Origin of the sequence: uncultured Winogradskyella sp., assembly GCF_937958655.1 — a bacterium.
Classification (GTDB): domain Bacteria; phylum Bacteroidota; class Bacteroidia; order Flavobacteriales; family Flavobacteriaceae; genus Winogradskyella.
Map to the genome: position 1 here is coordinate 86,561 of NZ_CALGNH010000025.1, position 16,889 is coordinate 103,449.

General features: G+C 32.2%; 15 protein-coding genes. 14 read left to right on the top strand and 1 reads right to left on the bottom strand.

What is annotated here, in order from left to right; translation table 11 throughout:
• Window positions 1-81: 81 nt before the first annotated feature.
• From Q0800_RS05320 to Q0800_RS05360, 9 genes are all read left to right on the top strand, one after another.
• A complete protein-coding gene (locus Q0800_RS05320; RefSeq protein WP_299128173.1) occupies window positions 82-1,047 on the top strand; it encodes an L-threonylcarbamoyladenylate synthase in 966 nt (321 codons plus the stop codon).
• Window positions 1,048-1,203: 156 nt separating this feature from the next.
• A complete protein-coding gene (gene rplM / locus Q0800_RS05325) occupies window positions 1,204-1,659 on the top strand; it encodes a 50S ribosomal protein L13 (protein ID WP_299128174.1) in 456 nt (151 codons plus the stop codon).
• Window positions 1,659-2,045 (top strand): 30S ribosomal protein S9, encoded by a 387-nt coding sequence (gene rpsI / locus Q0800_RS05330; RefSeq protein WP_299128176.1) that lies wholly within the window; start codon window positions 1,659-1,661, stop codon window positions 2,043-2,045. Before rplM ends, rpsI begins: the two co-directional genes overlap by 1 nt.
• Window positions 2,046-2,389: 344 nt before the next feature.
• Complete coding sequence (gene rpsB, locus Q0800_RS05335) at window positions 2,390-3,172, top strand: 30S ribosomal protein S2 (protein WP_299128177.1); 783 nt, start codon at window positions 2,390-2,392, stop codon at window positions 3,170-3,172.
• Window positions 3,173-3,253: 81 nt separating this feature from the next.
• Complete coding sequence (tsf, locus tag Q0800_RS05340) at window positions 3,254-4,228, top strand: translation elongation factor Ts (protein WP_299128179.1); 975 nt, start codon at window positions 3,254-3,256, stop codon at window positions 4,226-4,228.
• 124 nt (window positions 4,229-4,352) lie between these two features.
• Window positions 4,353-5,060, top strand: coding sequence for a UMP kinase (gene pyrH / locus Q0800_RS05345; RefSeq protein ID WP_299128181.1), 708 nt, complete (start codon window positions 4,353-4,355; stop codon window positions 5,058-5,060).
• 43 nt (window positions 5,061-5,103) lie between these two features.
• Window positions 5,104-5,658 (top strand): ribosome recycling factor, encoded by a 555-nt coding sequence (gene frr / locus Q0800_RS05350; protein WP_299128182.1) that lies wholly within the window; start codon window positions 5,104-5,106, stop codon window positions 5,656-5,658.
• A 137-nt stretch (window positions 5,659-5,795) separates the two neighbouring features.
• Window positions 5,796-7,076 carry a DUF5686 family protein gene (locus Q0800_RS05355; protein ID WP_299128183.1) on the top strand — a complete coding sequence of 427 codons (1,281 nt, stop codon included), beginning with the start codon at window positions 5,796-5,798 and terminating at the stop codon, window positions 7,074-7,076.
• A 143-nt stretch (window positions 7,077-7,219) separates the two neighbouring features.
• Entirely contained in the window at window positions 7,220-9,616 is a 2,397-nt protein-coding gene (locus tag Q0800_RS05360; RefSeq protein ID WP_299128184.1) for an efflux RND transporter permease subunit, read from the top strand.
• A 15-nt stretch (window positions 9,617-9,631) separates the two neighbouring features.
• On the opposite strand, the gene Q0800_RS05365 is transcribed toward Q0800_RS05360, so the two are convergent.
• A complete protein-coding gene (locus Q0800_RS05365; protein ID WP_299128185.1) occupies window positions 9,632-9,985 on the bottom strand; it encodes a helix-turn-helix transcriptional regulator in 354 nt (117 codons plus the stop codon).
• Between the two features lie 191 nt (window positions 9,986-10,176).
• On the opposite strand from Q0800_RS05365, the gene Q0800_RS05370 reads away from it, so the two are divergent.
• From Q0800_RS05370 to rpoN, 5 genes are all read left to right on the top strand, one after another.
• Window positions 10,177-10,440: a hypothetical protein gene (locus Q0800_RS05370; RefSeq protein WP_299128186.1), complete on the top strand. Its 264-nt coding sequence runs from the start codon at window positions 10,177-10,179 to the stop codon at window positions 10,438-10,440.
• A 13-nt stretch (window positions 10,441-10,453) separates the two neighbouring features.
• On the top strand, window positions 10,454-11,182 hold the full coding sequence (locus Q0800_RS05375; protein WP_299128187.1) for a GLPGLI family protein: 729 nt from the start codon (window positions 10,454-10,456) through the stop codon (window positions 11,180-11,182).
• Window positions 11,175-13,817 carry a hypothetical protein gene (locus tag Q0800_RS05380; protein ID WP_299128188.1) on the top strand — a complete coding sequence of 881 codons (2,643 nt, stop codon included), beginning with the start codon at window positions 11,175-11,177 and terminating at the stop codon, window positions 13,815-13,817. Before Q0800_RS05375 ends, Q0800_RS05380 begins: the two co-directional genes overlap by 8 nt.
• Before the next feature lie 110 nt (window positions 13,818-13,927).
• Window positions 13,928-15,337, top strand: a complete 1,410-nt coding sequence (asnS, locus tag Q0800_RS05385; RefSeq protein ID WP_299128278.1) for an asparagine--tRNA ligase — start codon at window positions 13,928-13,930, stop codon at window positions 15,335-15,337.
• Window positions 15,338-15,411: 74 nt separating this feature from the next.
• Entirely contained in the window at window positions 15,412-16,878 is a 1,467-nt protein-coding gene (gene rpoN / locus Q0800_RS05390; RefSeq protein ID WP_299128189.1) for an RNA polymerase factor sigma-54, read from the top strand.
• The last annotated feature ends 11 nt before the right edge of the window (window positions 16,879-16,889 follow it).

Consider the following 16,889-nt stretch of genomic DNA (forward strand, 5'->3'; position numbering starts at 1 on the left):
TCTCATTCTTGATTCCTAAACTTATGAATTTTGCTCTTTTATTGTTATTTGAAATTTAGTTCTTGATATTTGCAATAGGTTATGAGTATCATTTCAAAAGACATATCAAAAGCGGTTGAACTTCTTAATAAAGAAGAATTAGTAGCTATACCAACCGAAACTGTGTACGGTTTGGCAGGGAATATTTTTTCAAAAAAGGCTATCGCTTCAATTTTTAAAACCAAACAACGTCCTAAATTTAATCCGTTAATTGTTCACATTCCAAATGTTGAATATTTAGATAAGATTGTAGAGCACATACCCGAAAAAGCAAAAGCATTGGCTAATGCCTTTTGGCCTGGCCCAATCACCTTAGTACTTAAAAAAAAGGCAAGCATTCCCGATTTAATTACCGCAGGAAAAGATACAGTTGCAGTACGCATTCCTAATCATCCTGTAAGTTTAAAATTATTAAGACAATTAGAGTTTCCGTTAGCTGCACCAAGTGCCAATCCGTTTAATCGTATTAGTCCTACATCTGCTCAGCATGTCGAAGATTATTTTAAAGACACTATTAAAATGGTATTAGATGGTGGTGTTTGTAAAAAGGGAATAGAGTCTACAATTATAGGCTTTAAAAATGAAGAACCTATTATCTATCGCTTAGGCTCAACATCTATTGAAGATATAGAACGCATTGTTGGGAAGATTGAAATCAAAAATCGAAAATCAAAAGTCGAAAACCCAGATGCGCCAGGTATGTTAGAACGGCACTATGCGCCAAAAACAAAAACGATTCTAACAAACGACCTTTCAAATTCTATAGAAGAATTTAAAAATCAACGCATTGGTGTATTACTTTATAATAATATTTTAAATGACGAGGCCATTGACTTTAAAATTGTGTTGTCTGAAGACAATAATCTTGAAGAAGCCGCATCAAAACTGTATGATGCCCTACATCAATTAGATAAGCAAAATCTAGATATCATCATTGCAGAACAATTACCAGATTATGGCTTAGGAAAGTCTATAAATGATCGGTTAGAACGCGCTACTAAAAACTAAGGGTTATTTTTAATTTAAAAGCAGTCCTTTTCAGCATAAAAAAACCACCGCTAAGGTTTGTCAATCCAATTAGTTATCGTAGATTTGCAAACTCTTTTTTGGAAGAGAAATGTTTAATCTATTACGCAAATAAGCGTAATAACAAATCAAATTAGTGTGGATACATTAAGCTACAAAACAGTTTCTGCTAACAAAGCTACCGTTAATAAGGAGTGGGTTTTAGTAGATGCTGAAGGACAAACTTTAGGTCGCTTAGCTTCTAGAGTAGCAATACTTTTAAGAGGAAAGCACAAGCCTAACTTTACGCCACACGTTGATTGCGGTGATAACGTTATTGTTATAAACGCAGAAAAAATCAACTTAACTGGTAACAAATGGACAGATAAAAGTTATATCCGTCACACAGGTTATCCAGGTGGTCAAAGAAGCTTGACTGCTACTGAAATGTTTGAGAAAGACCCAAACAGATTGGTAGAAAAGTCAGTAAAAGGAATGTTACCTAAAAACAAATTAGGCGCTGTTCTTTTTAGAAACTTAACCGTTGTTTCTGGCACTGAGCACGCTCATGCAGCTCAAAAGCCAAAAGCAATTAAATTAAACGACATTAACTAATGGAAGTAATTCACAAAATTGGCCGTAGAAAGACGGCTGTTGCTCGTGTGTATGTTGCCAAAGGAAAAGGCAAAATCACGGTGAACAAAAAAGACATGGCGGAATACTTTACTACTGGAACACTTCAGTACAAAGTAAACCAACCTTTAGCCCTGACTAACAATGATGGCAACTTTGATATTACTGTTAACGTATATGGAGGTGGTATCACCGGCCAGGCAGAAGCAATACGTTTAGGCCTATCTCGTGCTATGTGCGAGCTAGATCCTGAAAACAGACTAGTATTAAAGCCAGAAGGTCTATTAACTAGAGATCCAAGAATGGTAGAGCGTAAGAAATTCGGACAGAAGAAAGCGCGTAAGAAATTCCAGTTCTCTAAACGTTAATATCCAACACAATTTTTGGAATTTGTTTTTTCAAGTTCCAACTGTCACCTTGAGCGCAGTCGAAAGCTCTCGTAAAGATTTAGCTACGCTGAACTTAAAAGTTTATCGCCTACGCTCGAAATGACAGAGAAGATAAATTATCTTCAAACCGCCACTACCGAAACGTCGGTAGGCAATTTTATTGAAACTGCTGCATAGTGCAGCAAAATTAAAACCAGTTATTGTTGTCCACAATGGAAACATTGGGATTTAGTTTAGCATCTAAATGAGCTAACAGCCAACAGCATAAAGCTAACGGTTAAATAGAGCATTGCTAATTCAACAGAACGTAAACTATTACAAAAATGGAAAAAGTAGAAGTAAAAGAACTACTAGAAGCAGGTGTACACTTCGGTCACCTTACGCGTAAGTGGGATCCAAATATGGCCCCTTACATTTATATGGAGCGCAATGGCATCCATATTATTAATCTTTACAAAACAGCAGCTAAAATTGAAGAAACTTGTGCAGCATTAAGTAAAATTGCAGCAGCAGGTAAGAAAATCTTATTTGTAGCTACTAAAAAACAAGCTAAAGACATCGTTGCTGAAAAAGCGGGTGGTATTAACCAACCTTACATTACAGAGCGTTGGCCAGGTGGTATGTTAACTAACTTCGTTACTATTAGAAAAGCCGTTAAGAAAATGGCCTCTATTGATAGAATGAAGAAAGATGGTACATTTAATTCTTTATCTAAAAAAGAACGCTTACAAGTAGATCGTCAGCGCGCTAAATTAGAAAAGAACTTAGGGTCTATTTCTGATATGACACGTTTACCAGGCGCTTTATTTGTAGTAGATATTAAGCGCGAGCATATTGCTATTAAAGAAGCACAAAAATTAAATATCCCAATCTTTGCAATGGTAGATACTAACTCTGACCCACGTCAGGTAGATTATTTAATACCAGCAAACGATGATGCTTCTAAATCTATCAATAAAGTTTTATCTATCGTAGCCTCTGCTATTGAAGATGGCTTAAACGAAAGAAAAGCAGAGCGTGCAGAAAAAGATACTAAAGCAAAAGCTGAAGCTAAACCAGCTAAAAAAGCTGAACCAGCACCAGTAGCTGCTCAAGAAGAAGAATAAATAACATTTATACAATATTAAAAGTCATTTAATTCTTTTCAGATTGAAAATTAATTGAATGGCTTTTTAAATTTTAAAACTATGGAAAACACTGTAAAAATTACAGCAGCAGAAGTAAACAAGCTTAGAAAAGCAACTGGTGCTGGTATGATGGATTGTAAAAAAGCATTAGTTGAAGCTGGTGGTGATTTTGATAAAGCCATTGAAGTTTTACGTAAAAAAGGACAAAAAGTTGCTGAAAAAAGAGCAGATAGAGACTCTTCTGAAGGTGCTGCTGTTGCAAAAGTTAATGCTGATAATACATCTGGTGTTGCAATCGTATTAGGTTGCGAAACTGATTTTGTTGGTAAAAACGAAAACTTTGTAAAATTAGCTCACGATTTAGCTGACGCTGCCTTAAACCACAACACTAAAGAAGAATTCTTAGCTGCTGATTTTGGTGGTATGACGGTTGCTGAAAAATTAATTGAGCAAACAGGAGTAATTGGTGAGAAATTAGACATTACTGCTTTTGAAAAATTGGATGCGCCTTTTGTTGGGCAGTACGTTCACATAAACAAAATTGCTGCTATTGTTGGCTTATCTGCTAAAGTTGATAATGCAGATGTTTTAGTTAAGGATATCGCAATGCAGGTTGCTTCTATGGGAGCAACAACATTATCTTATAAAGATTTTGATCCGGCTTATGTTGCTTCAGAAACTGAAGCACGTATTGCTGTAATCGAAAAAGATAATATAGAATTAGGACGTTTAGGTAAAACTTTAAAGAATGTACCTAAATATATCTCCATGGCACAATTAACACCAGAAGCACTAGCTGAAGCTGAAGAAGCAGCTAAAGCAGAATTAAAAGCCGAAGGTAAGCCAGAGCAAATTTGGGATAGAATTTTACCAGGTAAAATGGAGCGTTTTATTTCTGACAATACAACTTTAGATCAAGAACAATGTTTATTAGATCAAAAGTTTATTAAAGACGAAAAGAAAACTGTTGCAGAATACGTTAAAACTTATGGTGACGTTGAAGTTATAGGATTTAAAAGAGCTACGGTTGGTTAATTAAATCTTACATTTTAATAATTTAAAAAGCCTTTCAGTATTGAAAGGTTTTTTTTTGATATTTTTTTTCACTTTTACAGATGCTAATAATTATGTAGCTTTGTTCAACATTGAAAACTAATTAATGAAGTATAAAAGAATACTATTAAAATTATCTGGCGAAGCTTTAATGGGTGAGCGCCAATACGGCATTGACCCACAACGTTTAGCAGAATACGCCCAAGACATAAAAGAAATTATAAATTTAGGCGTAGAAGTAGCTATAGTAATTGGAGGAGGTAATATATTTAGAGGCGTTGCTGGCGCTAGTAATGGTATGGACCGTGTACAGGGAGACCACATGGGTATGTTAGCCACAGTAATCAATGGTTTAGCGCTACAAAGCGCATTAGAAGATGCTGAAATACCAACGCGTTTACAAACGGCAATTAAAATAAACGAAGTCGCTGAACCTTTTATTAGACGTAAGGCTATGCGTCATCTCGATAAAGGACGTGTTGTTATTTTTGGAGGTGGTACAGGTAATCCTTACTTTACCACAGACTCTGCAGCAGTGCTTAGAGCTATTGAAATAGAAGCAGATGTCATTTTAAAAGGTACACGAGTTGATGGTATTTACACGGCAGACCCAGAAAAAGATAAGTCGGCTGTAAAATTTGATAACATTTCCTTTGACGATGTATTACGCAAGGGCTTAAAAGTTATGGATACAACAGCCTTTACCTTAAGTCAAGAAAATGAACTTCCGATCATAGTTTTTGATATGAATAAAAAAGGGAATCTGCTTAAAGTAATTTCTGGAGAAAATATAGGCACAGTAGTTAATCTTTAATTTATGGCTTAACTTTTGATGAGCAATTGTTAAAATAATAATTATGAACGAGGATATAAAATTTATAATAGATACTGCTAAAGAAGCAATGGATAATGCTTTAAAGCATCTAGAAAAACAGTTAACAAATATTAGAGCTGGTAAAGCAAGTCCTGCAATGTTAGGTAGTGTTATGGTAGATTACTACGGCTCTCAAACACCACTTAGCCAAGTAGCTAATGTTAATACACCAGATGGCAGAACTATTACTGTACAGCCTTGGGAAAAAAGTATGCTTCAAGAAATTGAACGTGGCATTATGGTTGCCAACATAGGTTTTAATCCTATGAATAATGGTGAAACAATTATTATAAATGTGCCGCCATTAACAGAGGAACGTCGTAAAGATCTTGCAAAGCAAGCTAAATCAGAAGCAGAAGATGCTAAGGTTGGTGTTAGAAACGCTCGTAAAGACGCCATGAATGACATCAAAAAAGTTGATGCCTCTGAGGATTTACAAAAAAATGCTGAAATAGATGTGCAAGAACTTACGGATTCTTACATTAAAAAAGTAGATCGCATTCTCGATGTTAAAGAAAACGAGATTATGACCGTATAGCCATGTCGTATAAAAATATTATTCTAACTTAATTTTAAATAAAGTTCAAACTCTATTTAAAAATTAAAGAATCTGAAACAATTACAGATTTTTTACGACTTACAGCTTTGTTTTCTGTTTTTAATTAATCCATATCCATGATAAAGCATCTGTTTGTTGTTCTCTTATTTAGTTTGGCAACAAATGTCGGTGCTCAAAATCCTGTTAAAAAAAACAAAGATTCATCTAACGTCGCTCAAGACTCCATAAAGAAAGCTAACTTTTTAAAACAAATAGGTAATGGCTTTTTTCCATTTAATTACTTTGACGCAGATTTGCGTTATCTCGTTAAGTTTAATCAATTTGAAGGCCTAAGGACAGGTTTAGGTGGTGTAACGAATAGAAAATTTTCAGAGCGCTATAGAGTTAATGGCTATTTGGTTTATGGTTTTAAAGATAAGCGGTCTAAATTTAGCATCGGTGGAGGATTTAGAGTTAATAAAAACGCTAACACATGGGTAAATGTATCCTATACTGACGATCTTAAAGAAACCGGTAGCTCTAAATTTTTAACCGACCAGCGTTTTTTCTCTTTTTTTGAACCTAGACTTATTAACATAGACTTGTTTCATAGGCATATTACCAAATCTATAGGTTTACAGCATAAAATTTCTAACCACTTACTATCAGAAACACAATTATCAGTAAGTAAAATAAACCCAACCTATAACTATAACTTCGTTTTAGGAAATAATACGTTTAATACGTTTGACCTTAGTACCGCTAAGATAAGTTTACAATGGAGTCCATTTAGTAAATTTGAACTTAACGAAACTAGGGTAGTTGAAACTAAAAATGCGTATCCAAAATTTACAATGCAGCTTACGCAAGGATTTAGATCTGTATTTGGAAGTGATTTTAATTTTTCAAAATTAGATTTTAGAACCATTCATCAATTCAATCATAAAAATGAATCAACCACTAATATTACATTAGTTGCTGGTATTGCTAGTGGCGAGGTTCCTCTTACTAACCTTTACCATGCGTATCCTAATAATATTAATAAAGAAACGATACTACAACGATTTTCGGTAGCGGGTTTAAACAGCTTTGAAACCATGTACTTTAATGAGTTTTTTAGCGATAAGTTCACAACACTACAATTAAAACATTTTTTAAGACCATTTAAAATTTCAGATCAATTTAGGCCGCAGTTAGTATTAATATCGCGTTATGCTTTGGGTAATATGAGAAGTATTGACAGACACCAAGGCATAGATTTTAATACTTTAAATCATCTGTATTCAGAATCTGGTTTTGAAATCAATAAACTACTTTTTGGTTTTGGTCTTAGTTTTGCGTATCGCTATGGTGGTTATAACTTACCACGATTTGAAGATAATTTTGCTTTTAAGTTTACTTTTAATATTTCTCTATAGGAAGAATTATATTCCACTTATTTCCTTAGCAAATACATAGGTTTTCCATACCTTTGCCGCTCATTTCTTGAAAAACGAAATAGAATTAAAATATTGATTTCAATGACGATTTTAAGAAGGGTTTCTAAGGCAACTATTTTGTAATGTTTAAATTATTTACTACAGGCTTTTGGGAAGGACTTGCGCGACTAATTTTGCGCAATAAAATTTTCATTTTATTAGCTATTATTATAGCGACTGTATTTTTTAGTATGCAGTGGAAACACATGCGCTTTACATACACTGAAGCAAATTTACTACCTGATGCGCATGAAGTAAATCTTACCTATAAAGACTTTCTTAAAATATTTGGCGAGGAAGGTAACCTAATAGTCCTTGGTGTTAAAGATAAAGAAGTCTTCTCGGTAGAAAAGCTAAATGCATGGAACAGACTATCAGATGCCTTTCGTCAATATAATGAAGTAGAAACCGTACTTTCTATAAAAGACCTTCAAAAGCTTGTTAAAAATACAGATAAAGGGCAATTTGATTTAGAGCCTTTTATTAAAGACTCTATAGCAACTTTAGAGCAAATAAAAACACTACAAAAAGAGTTATTTAAACAATATCCATTTTACGATAATTTCTTATTTAATGCTAAAACTAAAACTTTAAGGACTGCCATATATCTCAAAAAAGACATTGTTAATACTTCGGTAAGAAAGGATTTTATAATTAATATCTTAGAAAAGAAAATTGAGACTTTTGAAAATGAATATCAACTTGATATTAAAGTTTCAGGCATGCCCTATATTAGGACATTAAACTCTCAAAATATAGTAGATGAAATTCCAATTTTTATTGGTGCCGCATTATTTATTACATCCTTTATCTTCTTTTTATTTTTTAGATCTTTTAGAGCCACTTTTATATCATTAATAGTAGTTTGCATAGGTGTTATGTGGACCTTTGGCATACTGGGATTACTAGGCTATGAAATTACTGTACTAACAGCTTTAATACCACCGCTGATTATAGTCATTGGTATTCCTAATTGTATTTTCCTTATAAACAAATATCAGCACGAGGTTAAATCGCATGGTAACAAGGTTAAATCTCTACAAAGAGTCATCACCAAAGTTGGTAATGCTACTTTAATGACCAATGTTACTACCGCCTCTGGTTTTGCAACTTTTATTTTAACCGAAAGCAAGCTCCTTAAAGAATTTGGCATTGTAGCATCGCTCAGTATCCTTGCTATTTTTATACTCTGTTTATTAGTTATACCCATAATATATACGTTTTTACCATTTCCAAAAGATAGGCATTTAGAACATCTCAATAAACGTTGGATTGGTGGCTTTGTAGATTGGATGGAGCGTATGGTAAAACACCGAAAAATCACCATTTATGTTACGTCCTTAATACTCATTATTTGCAGTATGATTGGTATTTACCAAATAAAAATTTCGGGAAGTCTTATAGAAGACATGCCAAAAGACAAACAGTTTTTTAAAGATATTCGGTTTTTTGAAGCAGAATTTAATGGTATTATGCCATTAGAAATTATGGTAGATACCAAACGTAAAAAAGGAGTTATGAAGCTGTCTACTTTAAAGCGCATTAATCAGCTAGAAGAACTTATAGACGAAACGCCAGAGTTATCTAGACCCATATCTGTGGTGAGCTTAGTTAAATATAGCAAACAAGCCTATTATAATGGCAATCCTAAATATTACCAACTACCAACAAGCCAAGAAAATAGCTTCATTTTGTCCTACGCTAAAAATTCATCTAGCAACATAGATTTATTGAAAAACTTTGTAGATAGTACTGGCCAATATGCTAGGATTACCACCTTTATGAAGGATATCGGAACCGACAAGATGGAGCGTATTCAAGAAAATCTTCAGAATAAAATAGATAAAGTATTTCCTAAAGAACGTTACGAAGTTACAATGACTGGTAAGGCCTTAGTATTTCAGAAAGGAACAAAATATTTAGTGCGTAATTTAGTAATTTCGCTCTCACTTGCCATATTACTTATTGCCTTATTTATGGCCTATTTATTCCGTTCATTTAGAATGATTATAGTATCGCTAATACCCAACCTACTACCACTTTTGGTAACCGCAGGTTTAATGGGCTATGTTGGCGTACCTATAAAACCATCTACAATATTAGTATTTAGTATTGCTTTTGGTATTTCGGTAGATGACACTATTCACTTTCTTGCAAAATACAGACAAGAGTTACAAGCCAACCATTGGAAGATTAAAAAATCAGTATATGCAGCCTTAAGAGAAACTGGCGTAAGTATGTTTTACACTTCTATTGTATTATTCTTTGGCTTTTCTGTATTTACAATTTCTAGTTTTGGTGGTACGGTTGCTTTAGGAGCATTAGTGTCAATTACCTTATTATTTGCAATGCTTTCTAATCTGCTATTATTACCGTCTTTGTTATTATCCCTAGAAAGAAACATTGCAAATAAAGAAGTATTGCGTAAACCAGCCATTGATATTATTCCGTCGGAAGATGGTCACGAAGAGGGGAAGTAAATGTTATAAAAATTTTTACTCGTATTTACTGAGTCTTTTTTTTAAATCTACGATTATACCCTCTTTTAATTTTAAATTTTCTTCATATTGCGCTATCAGTTTTTCTGAAAGTTGGTTAATAATATATGCGTTTGTAGATTTTCCTTTATTATGACTAATTGTAACATTGTCTTGCATCAAAAGTTCTTCTGGCTGTAAGTCAAACAATTTTGATATAGAATCGATATAAGAAACCCAACTGTTACTCTCACCATTTTCAATACGCGCGTAAGTGCTTTGAGATATGTTTAAATAATCAGCAACTTGTTCTTGACTTAAACTTTTTTGTTTTCTTAGTCCTTTAATTTTTTTAGCAACTAATGCATTCATAAATTGGATTTTCTATTAAAACAAATATAATTAAAAATGATGTTATCTAAAAATAGGGTAGTTTTATGCAAAATGTAGATTGTATATATTTGGTATATGTTTTAGTTTTAGATATCAAATAATTGATAGCTCTTTTTTTAAAGAGTATAACCTAAACCAAATTAAATTATGAAAAAAGTATTTTTTTCTTGTTGGGAGTAATCCTAATTGGCACAACTTTTGCTTTTAACGATAAAGTTAAAGTTGAATTAAATGAAACCATTACATCATCTGAAGACTTTATAAAAAGATGTTGTACTAGAACCGCAACTAATGGCGATGAAAGAGCTACCGTAAGAAAATGCTCTGAAAATGCAGATAGTGCAGTAGCTTATGGAGACGCATGTCGTTCTGCAAATTTTGCTGCTCAAAGAGCACTTGGGGCATCAGTAGAAGTTATAGAAGACAAAGACTAAAAATAAAATTTTTATGACAAGGTATTTTCTTTTATGTGTTTTAATTTTGAGTTGTTTTGTGTCTTTAGCACAAAAAGATAATTTGGAAGTTGAATATTCAATAGATGTTGTTGATGAGTCTGACATGTTCGGTACAATAATTTTTTACAAAGGCATCCTTAAGTCAGATAATATAAAAAGTGAATTTAAATTAACCACAAAAGATACGTTGATAGATTCAGAGCTTTTTGGCTTATTTGAAAACCATTCACCAAGTTTCCAAAAATTGTTTTATAAAGATTTAGGAAATTCAGTGATTAATTATAAGGAAACTCGTGGGTTAAAAAATGCTAAAATAGTTAAAGATAAGTCTAAAATTACTTGGACACTCTCCGAAGAGACCAAGATAATTGATGGCTCTAAATGTAATAAAGCTTCATGCGAGTTTAGAGGCAGAAAGTATGAGGTTTATTATGATAAGGACATCGATTTTAAAGATGGGCCATTTAAATTTAGTGGTTTACCAGGGCTTATTATTGAAGTGAATTCTTTAGATGGTGCGGTTAAAATGAAGGCGAATTTAATTACATATACGCTAGAGGAAGTACCTATTAATCCTTACGAGGGTTTGGTGGATATCATTTCTTTTTCTGATTATAAGAAACAGTACGTGAAACATTTTAAAAAAATGACAGGTTATAGATCTGACATAGATTCCGAAGTTTTTATACCAAAAAGATATATAGAATACCTTGTTGAATAATAGTTTTATTTTTAGAAATAAATATTTAAAGGTTGTAAAATTAATATTTACAGCCTTTGTTTTTTTTGGATCTGCAAATAGTTTTGCTCAGGTTAAGGTACAAGGAACCGTAAAAGACAGCATTTCTAATTTACCAAATATTACCATACTTTTAAAAAACAGAGAAACAAATAAAACCTTAGATTATACTATTACGGATGATAAAGGAAAATATAGTTTACAATTTACGGGTAACATAAATGAGTTAGCTCTAGAGTTTAGAAGTTTAATACACTCAACACAAACAATAATTTTAGCTAACAAAATAATAATTGGTAATACTTTAAAAATAAACATAAAACTTAAGCAAAAAATTAATGAACTAGATGATGTTATAATTAAAACTCAAAAACGTATAACTTTAAAAAAAGACACTACAATTTATAATGTTGAACAATTTAAAGATGGTACAGAGAAGACTATCGAGGATATACTAAAAAAACTTCCAGGAATTAAAGTTGAAAACAATGGAGAAATAAAATATAAGGGGAAAAGTATAAAAAAACTGCTTCTAGATGGCGATGATTTATTTAACTCAGACTACACTATAGCTTCAAAGAACATAAGCGCAGATATTATTGATAAAGTACAAGGTATTGACAACTACGATGAAAATTCATTAAAAAAAGGATTGCGAGATTCTGATGCCGTTGTACTTAACTTAGTACTTAAAAAAGGTGAATTTGATTTTTCTGGTAATACAGATATAGCCTATGCCTACAGGGATTATTACAAGGCCAATTTTATTGGGTTATTAATAAATAAAAAAGTTAAATTCTATAATTATACCTCTTTAAATAATATAGGCCATAGTCCTAAACTGTCAACAAATAAAACCAATCTAAATTCAGAAAAACTTATAAACGAAGGAAATTTTACTTCAATTTTAGATAATTCCTTTCATAATTTCAACAACAATTTTACAAATAGTACTAATATATTATTTAAACTATTTCAAAATTCTGATTTACGTATTAATTTAATTGCGCTAAAGGATTCTCGCAATCGAGCCAACTTCAATTCTTTAATGATAAATGACGTAAACCAGACTTTAATTACAACTAGTGAAAAAATAAAGAAAAAACCTGTTAACCTAAAGACTGAAATTTTATTTAAAAACAAAGAAAAAGATAGTTTACATTGGAGTTATTTAGGCATATACGATTACAGAGATATAAGCACTAATATTAACAGCAATAATAACTCACTATTTCAAAACTCAGATTTACAAAGTAAGCGTTTTCTATTGCTGAATAAATTAGATTTAACCTACAGAATAGGCAGAAAAACCGCTCTAGAAACAGTTTTAAATTATAGCATCAGTGAAGCACCACAAAAATTAAGTTTGTCACCTACTACTCAGTTTAATAATGGTAATTCTTTTTTAGAATTTAACAACCAGAACAGTAGATTTAAAAAAGAATATGCGTTATTTAAAAGTGATATTATTGGTTTAGACAAACTAAATCAATATAAAATTGAAGCAGGGATTAACATAGTTAATAATAATTTTAAGTCAACCCTAATAAATACCAATACTAATCAAAATACAGAAAGCAACTTTAAAAACGATACAGAATATAAGATTAGAAGTTACTTTTTAAACTCTAGCTACAATTTTAAATTTAAGAACAGTAATTTGGTATTAGGTTTAAAATTAATGCACAATAACCTAATGCTCATAGATAAATTTAATAATGATCTGAATGAAAATTCTCTCTTAATTTTACCTGTTTTGAAATTTAATTATAAAATTTCTAAAATTTGGGGTTTTTCTGTAAATTATAATTTTAATGAATTACTGCCCAAAGAAGATAAGTTATTCAGAAATTTAGTACAAACAGACTATAGAAGTTTTGTTAGTAACGATATAGCCCTAGACAACTTAAAATCTCACAGTTTAAATATTAATTTTAAATATTACGATTTTTATAATAGAACAAGTCTAGATTTTGGATTTCAATATAATCATAATAAAAATGGATATTTTTTTAATAATATTATAAATGAAGAACTTACAATTACCAATTCATTTTTAAAAAATGAAGGTTTAGATAATTACAACTTTTCTTTAAACACTGAAACTTTTGTGCTACCATTAAGCTCAACTCTACAATTAAACACAAATTATGCAATAGCAGAAGATTTAAATACTTTAAATGAATCTGATTTTAGAGATATCACTATTAACGATCTGCAAGTGGAGTTTATTTGGCGAACTGGCTTTAAATTACCAATAAATTTTGAAAATACTTTTATTTTCAATAATTCCACCTTCAAAACAACTAAAAAAAATTCTGTAAGCACTATTACTAATCAATTTAAAACTATTTTTAAAATTAGAGAAAATCTAGATTTTAAAGCGCTATATAGTTATATAAAACCAAATATTTCAAATAATAGAGATTTTGACTTTATTGAATCTGAACTATATTACAGTCCAAAAAAAAGTAATTTTTCTTACTCCATTATAGCTAAAAATCTTCTAAACGAAAGAAAATTTGAAGTTCAAAATATAAGTGACTTTTCCACTTCACGCTTTTCGTACAACCTCATAGAAAGATATATCATGCTTAAAGTTGGTTTTTCTTTCTAAATTTATAATTTGTCTGCTTATAATTTAAATAAAAGCATTCATATCTTTGCACCTTAAAACAAATTAGAATGGAGCATACAAAAACAGTAGCAGAATTATTGCTGCAAGACATGAGTTTAAAGGATGTAACCTTTCAAGATGTTACCGTAAAAGGATGGGTAAGAACCTTTAGAGCTAACCGATTTATAGCTTTAAATGATGGTTCTACTATTAATAATATTCAGTGTGTTGTAGATTTTGAAAACTTTGACGAAGCCCTTTTAAAACGCATAACTACTGGAGCAGCTATCCATATTAAAGGTGAGTTGGTAGAAAGCCAAGGCAAAGGACAATCGGTTGAGATACAAGTTAAAGAACTTGAAGTATTAGGAGATTCTGACCCAGAAACCTATCCTATTCAACCCAAAAAACATACGTTTGAATTTTTAAGAGAAAATGCACACTTAAGAACACGTACCAACACATTTAGTGCTGTAATGCGACTGCGTTCTTCATTGTCATTTGCCATACATAAGTATTTTAATGAGAATGGGTTCTATTATATGCATACGCCAATCATCACAGGTAGTGATGCAGAAGGTGCTGGTGAAATGTTTAGAGTAACTGGTTTAGATGCCAAAAAACCTCCTTTAACTGAAGATGGAGAGGTAAACTACAAAGAAGACTTTTTTGGTAAAGAGACCAACTTAACGGTTTCTGGCCAACTGGAAGCTGAGACCTACGCCATGTCTCTTGGAAAAGTTTACACCTTTGGACCAACATTTAGAGCAGAAAATTCTAACACGTCTCGTCATCTTGCCGAATTCTGGATGATTGAACCTGAGGTTGCTTTTATGGATTTAGCCGGTAATATGGATTTGGCCGAAGACTTTATGAAATCTGTTTTAAGCTATGTTTTAGAGCACAATAAAGAAGATTTAGAATTCTTAGATAACAGGCTAAAAGATGAAGAAAAAAGATTGCCGCAAGCACAGCGTAGCGATATGAGCTTAATTGAAAAAATTAAGTTTGTAGTAGACAACAATTTTAAGCGTGTAAGTTATACCGAAGCTATAGATATACTCAGAAATTGTAAACCAAATAAAAAGAAGAAATTTAATTATATTATTGAAGAATGGGGAGCAGACTTACAATCTGAACACGAACGTTTCTTAGTAGAAAAACATTTTAAATGCCCAGTTATCTTATTTGATTATCCAGCAAATATAAAAGCATTTTATATGCGTTTAAATGAAGATGGAAAATCAGTAAGAGCCATGGATATATTATTCCCAGGAATAGGAGAAATGGTTGGTGGTTCTCAGCGTGAAGAGCGTTTAGACGTGCTCAAAGAAAAAATGAAAGCCCTAGATATACCCGAAGAAGAATTATGGTGGTATTTAGATTTACGTAAATACGGAACCGCAGTACACTCTGGCTTTGGCTTAGGTTTTGAACGTTTAGTAATGTTTGCCACAGGAATGAGTAATATTAGAGATGTAATACCATATCCAAGAACACCACAAAACGCAGAGTTTTAAAATTATATTTAAACCTGTTAGGAACAAGAATCCTAACAGGTTTTTTTCTTATTTTTATATGCAATAGAAAACATATGTCCCTAAAACAATTTTTACAATTTAAACTTTCTCAAAAGCTATCTCCGCAGCAGATACAGCTTATGAAGCTGATTCAACTACCTACACAGGCTTTTGAACAACGTTTAAAGCAAGAGTTAGAAGAAAACCCAGCCTTAGATACTGGTAAGGAAGCTGATGCATCAGATGATAATTTAGACGAGTTTGACAACAGCTCTGATGATTTTAATGACAACGAAACCATAGATGCCGATGATATTAATGTAGACGAGTATTTAAGCGACGATGAAATACCAGATTACCGCACACATGCCAATAATTACAGTGCTGACGATGACGAGAAGAGTGTGCCTTATGCAGCAGGAACCTCGTTTACGCAACATTTAACCAATCAATTAAATACGTTTAGACTCTCTGAACAAGACGAAGAAATTGCTTATTTCTTAGTAGGTAGTGTAGATGAAAGCGGTTATATACGTCGGTCTTTATCTGATATTACAGATGATTTAGCCTTTACACAAAATGTGTATACAACCGAAGAGGAAGTAGAAAAAGTTCTCGAAGTTGTACATCAGTTAGATCCTGCTGGTGTGGGTGCAAGAAATCTACAAGAGTGCTTAAGTATTCAGTTAAATAGAAAAGAACAAAATCCCGATGTTGAGTTAGCTTCTAATATTATAAACAAGGCCTTTGAACAATTTACTAAGAAACACTATGAAAAATTGATGCATAAATTTAGCATCAACGAAGCGCAACTTAGAGACGCCATAGAAGAAATAGAACGTTTAAACCCTAAACCAGGTGGGTCTTACGCTGGTAATAATAAAATTGTGGAACATATAGTTCCAGATTTTGCTATTAAGATTGTAGATGGCGAATTAACACTTACTCTAAATGGGCGTAACGCACCAGAGCTTCATGTTTCTAGGGAATATAACAACATGCTTAAGGGTTATAAAGACAGTAAACAAAAGTCTAAAGCACAAAAGGATGCTGTACTATTTATAAAGCAAAAGCTAGACGCAGCCAAGTGGTTTATCGAGGCGGTGAGACAACGTCAACAAACATTATTTGTAACCATGAGTTCTATAATGCATTATCAAAAAGACTATTTTTTAACTGGTGATGAGCGGAAGCTAAGACCAATGATTCTTAAAGATATTGCAGACGAAATAGAAATGGATGTATCTACAGTATCGCGTGTTGCTAACAGTAAATACGTGGATACGCCTTATGGTACAAAACTTATAAAAGAATTTTTCTCTGAGTCCATGACCAATGACCAAGGTGAAGAGGTATCTACCCGAGAAATAAAGAAAATTTTGGAAACCGTAATTGAATACGAAAACAAAAAGAAACCTTTAACTGACGAGGCCTTATCCAAAATTTTAAAAGACAAAGGCTATCCAATAGCAAGACGAACTGTTGCTAAGTATAGAGAACAGTTAGATATTCCTGTAGCGAGATTAAGGAAAGAACTTTAGGGTTTAAAAGC

Bases quoted from the DNA above. Each gene is read 5' to 3' on its own strand.
- Q0800_RS05320 (WP_299128173.1), top strand. From the start codon at position 82: ATGAGTATCATTTCAAAAGACATATCAAAAGCGGTTGAACTTCTTAAT.
- rpsI (WP_299128176.1), top strand. From the start codon at position 1,659: ATGGAAGTAATTCACAAAATTGGCCGTAGAAAGACGGCTGTTGCTCGT.
- rpsB (WP_299128177.1), top strand. From the start codon at position 2,390: ATGGAAAAAGTAGAAGTAAAAGAACTACTAGAAGCAGGTGTACACTTC.
- tsf (WP_299128179.1), top strand. From the start codon at position 3,254: ATGGAAAACACTGTAAAAATTACAGCAGCAGAAGTAAACAAGCTTAGA.
- pyrH (WP_299128181.1), top strand. From the start codon at position 4,353: ATGAAGTATAAAAGAATACTATTAAAATTATCTGGCGAAGCTTTAATG.
- frr (WP_299128182.1), top strand. From the start codon at position 5,104: ATGAACGAGGATATAAAATTTATAATAGATACTGCTAAAGAAGCAATG.
- Q0800_RS05355 (WP_299128183.1), top strand. From the start codon at position 5,796: ATGATAAAGCATCTGTTTGTTGTTCTCTTATTTAGTTTGGCAACAAAT.
- Q0800_RS05360 (WP_299128184.1), top strand. From the start codon at position 7,220: ATGTTTAAATTATTTACTACAGGCTTTTGGGAAGGACTTGCGCGACTA.
- Q0800_RS05365 (WP_299128185.1), bottom strand. From the start codon at position 9,985: ATGAATGCATTAGTTGCTAAAAAAATTAAAGGACTAAGAAAACAAAAA.
- Q0800_RS05375 (WP_299128187.1), top strand. From the start codon at position 10,454: ATGACAAGGTATTTTCTTTTATGTGTTTTAATTTTGAGTTGTTTTGTG.
- asnS (WP_299128278.1), top strand. From the start codon at position 13,928: ATGAGTTTAAAGGATGTAACCTTTCAAGATGTTACCGTAAAAGGATGG.
- rpoN (WP_299128189.1), top strand. From the start codon at position 15,412: ATGTCCCTAAAACAATTTTTACAATTTAAACTTTCTCAAAAGCTATCT.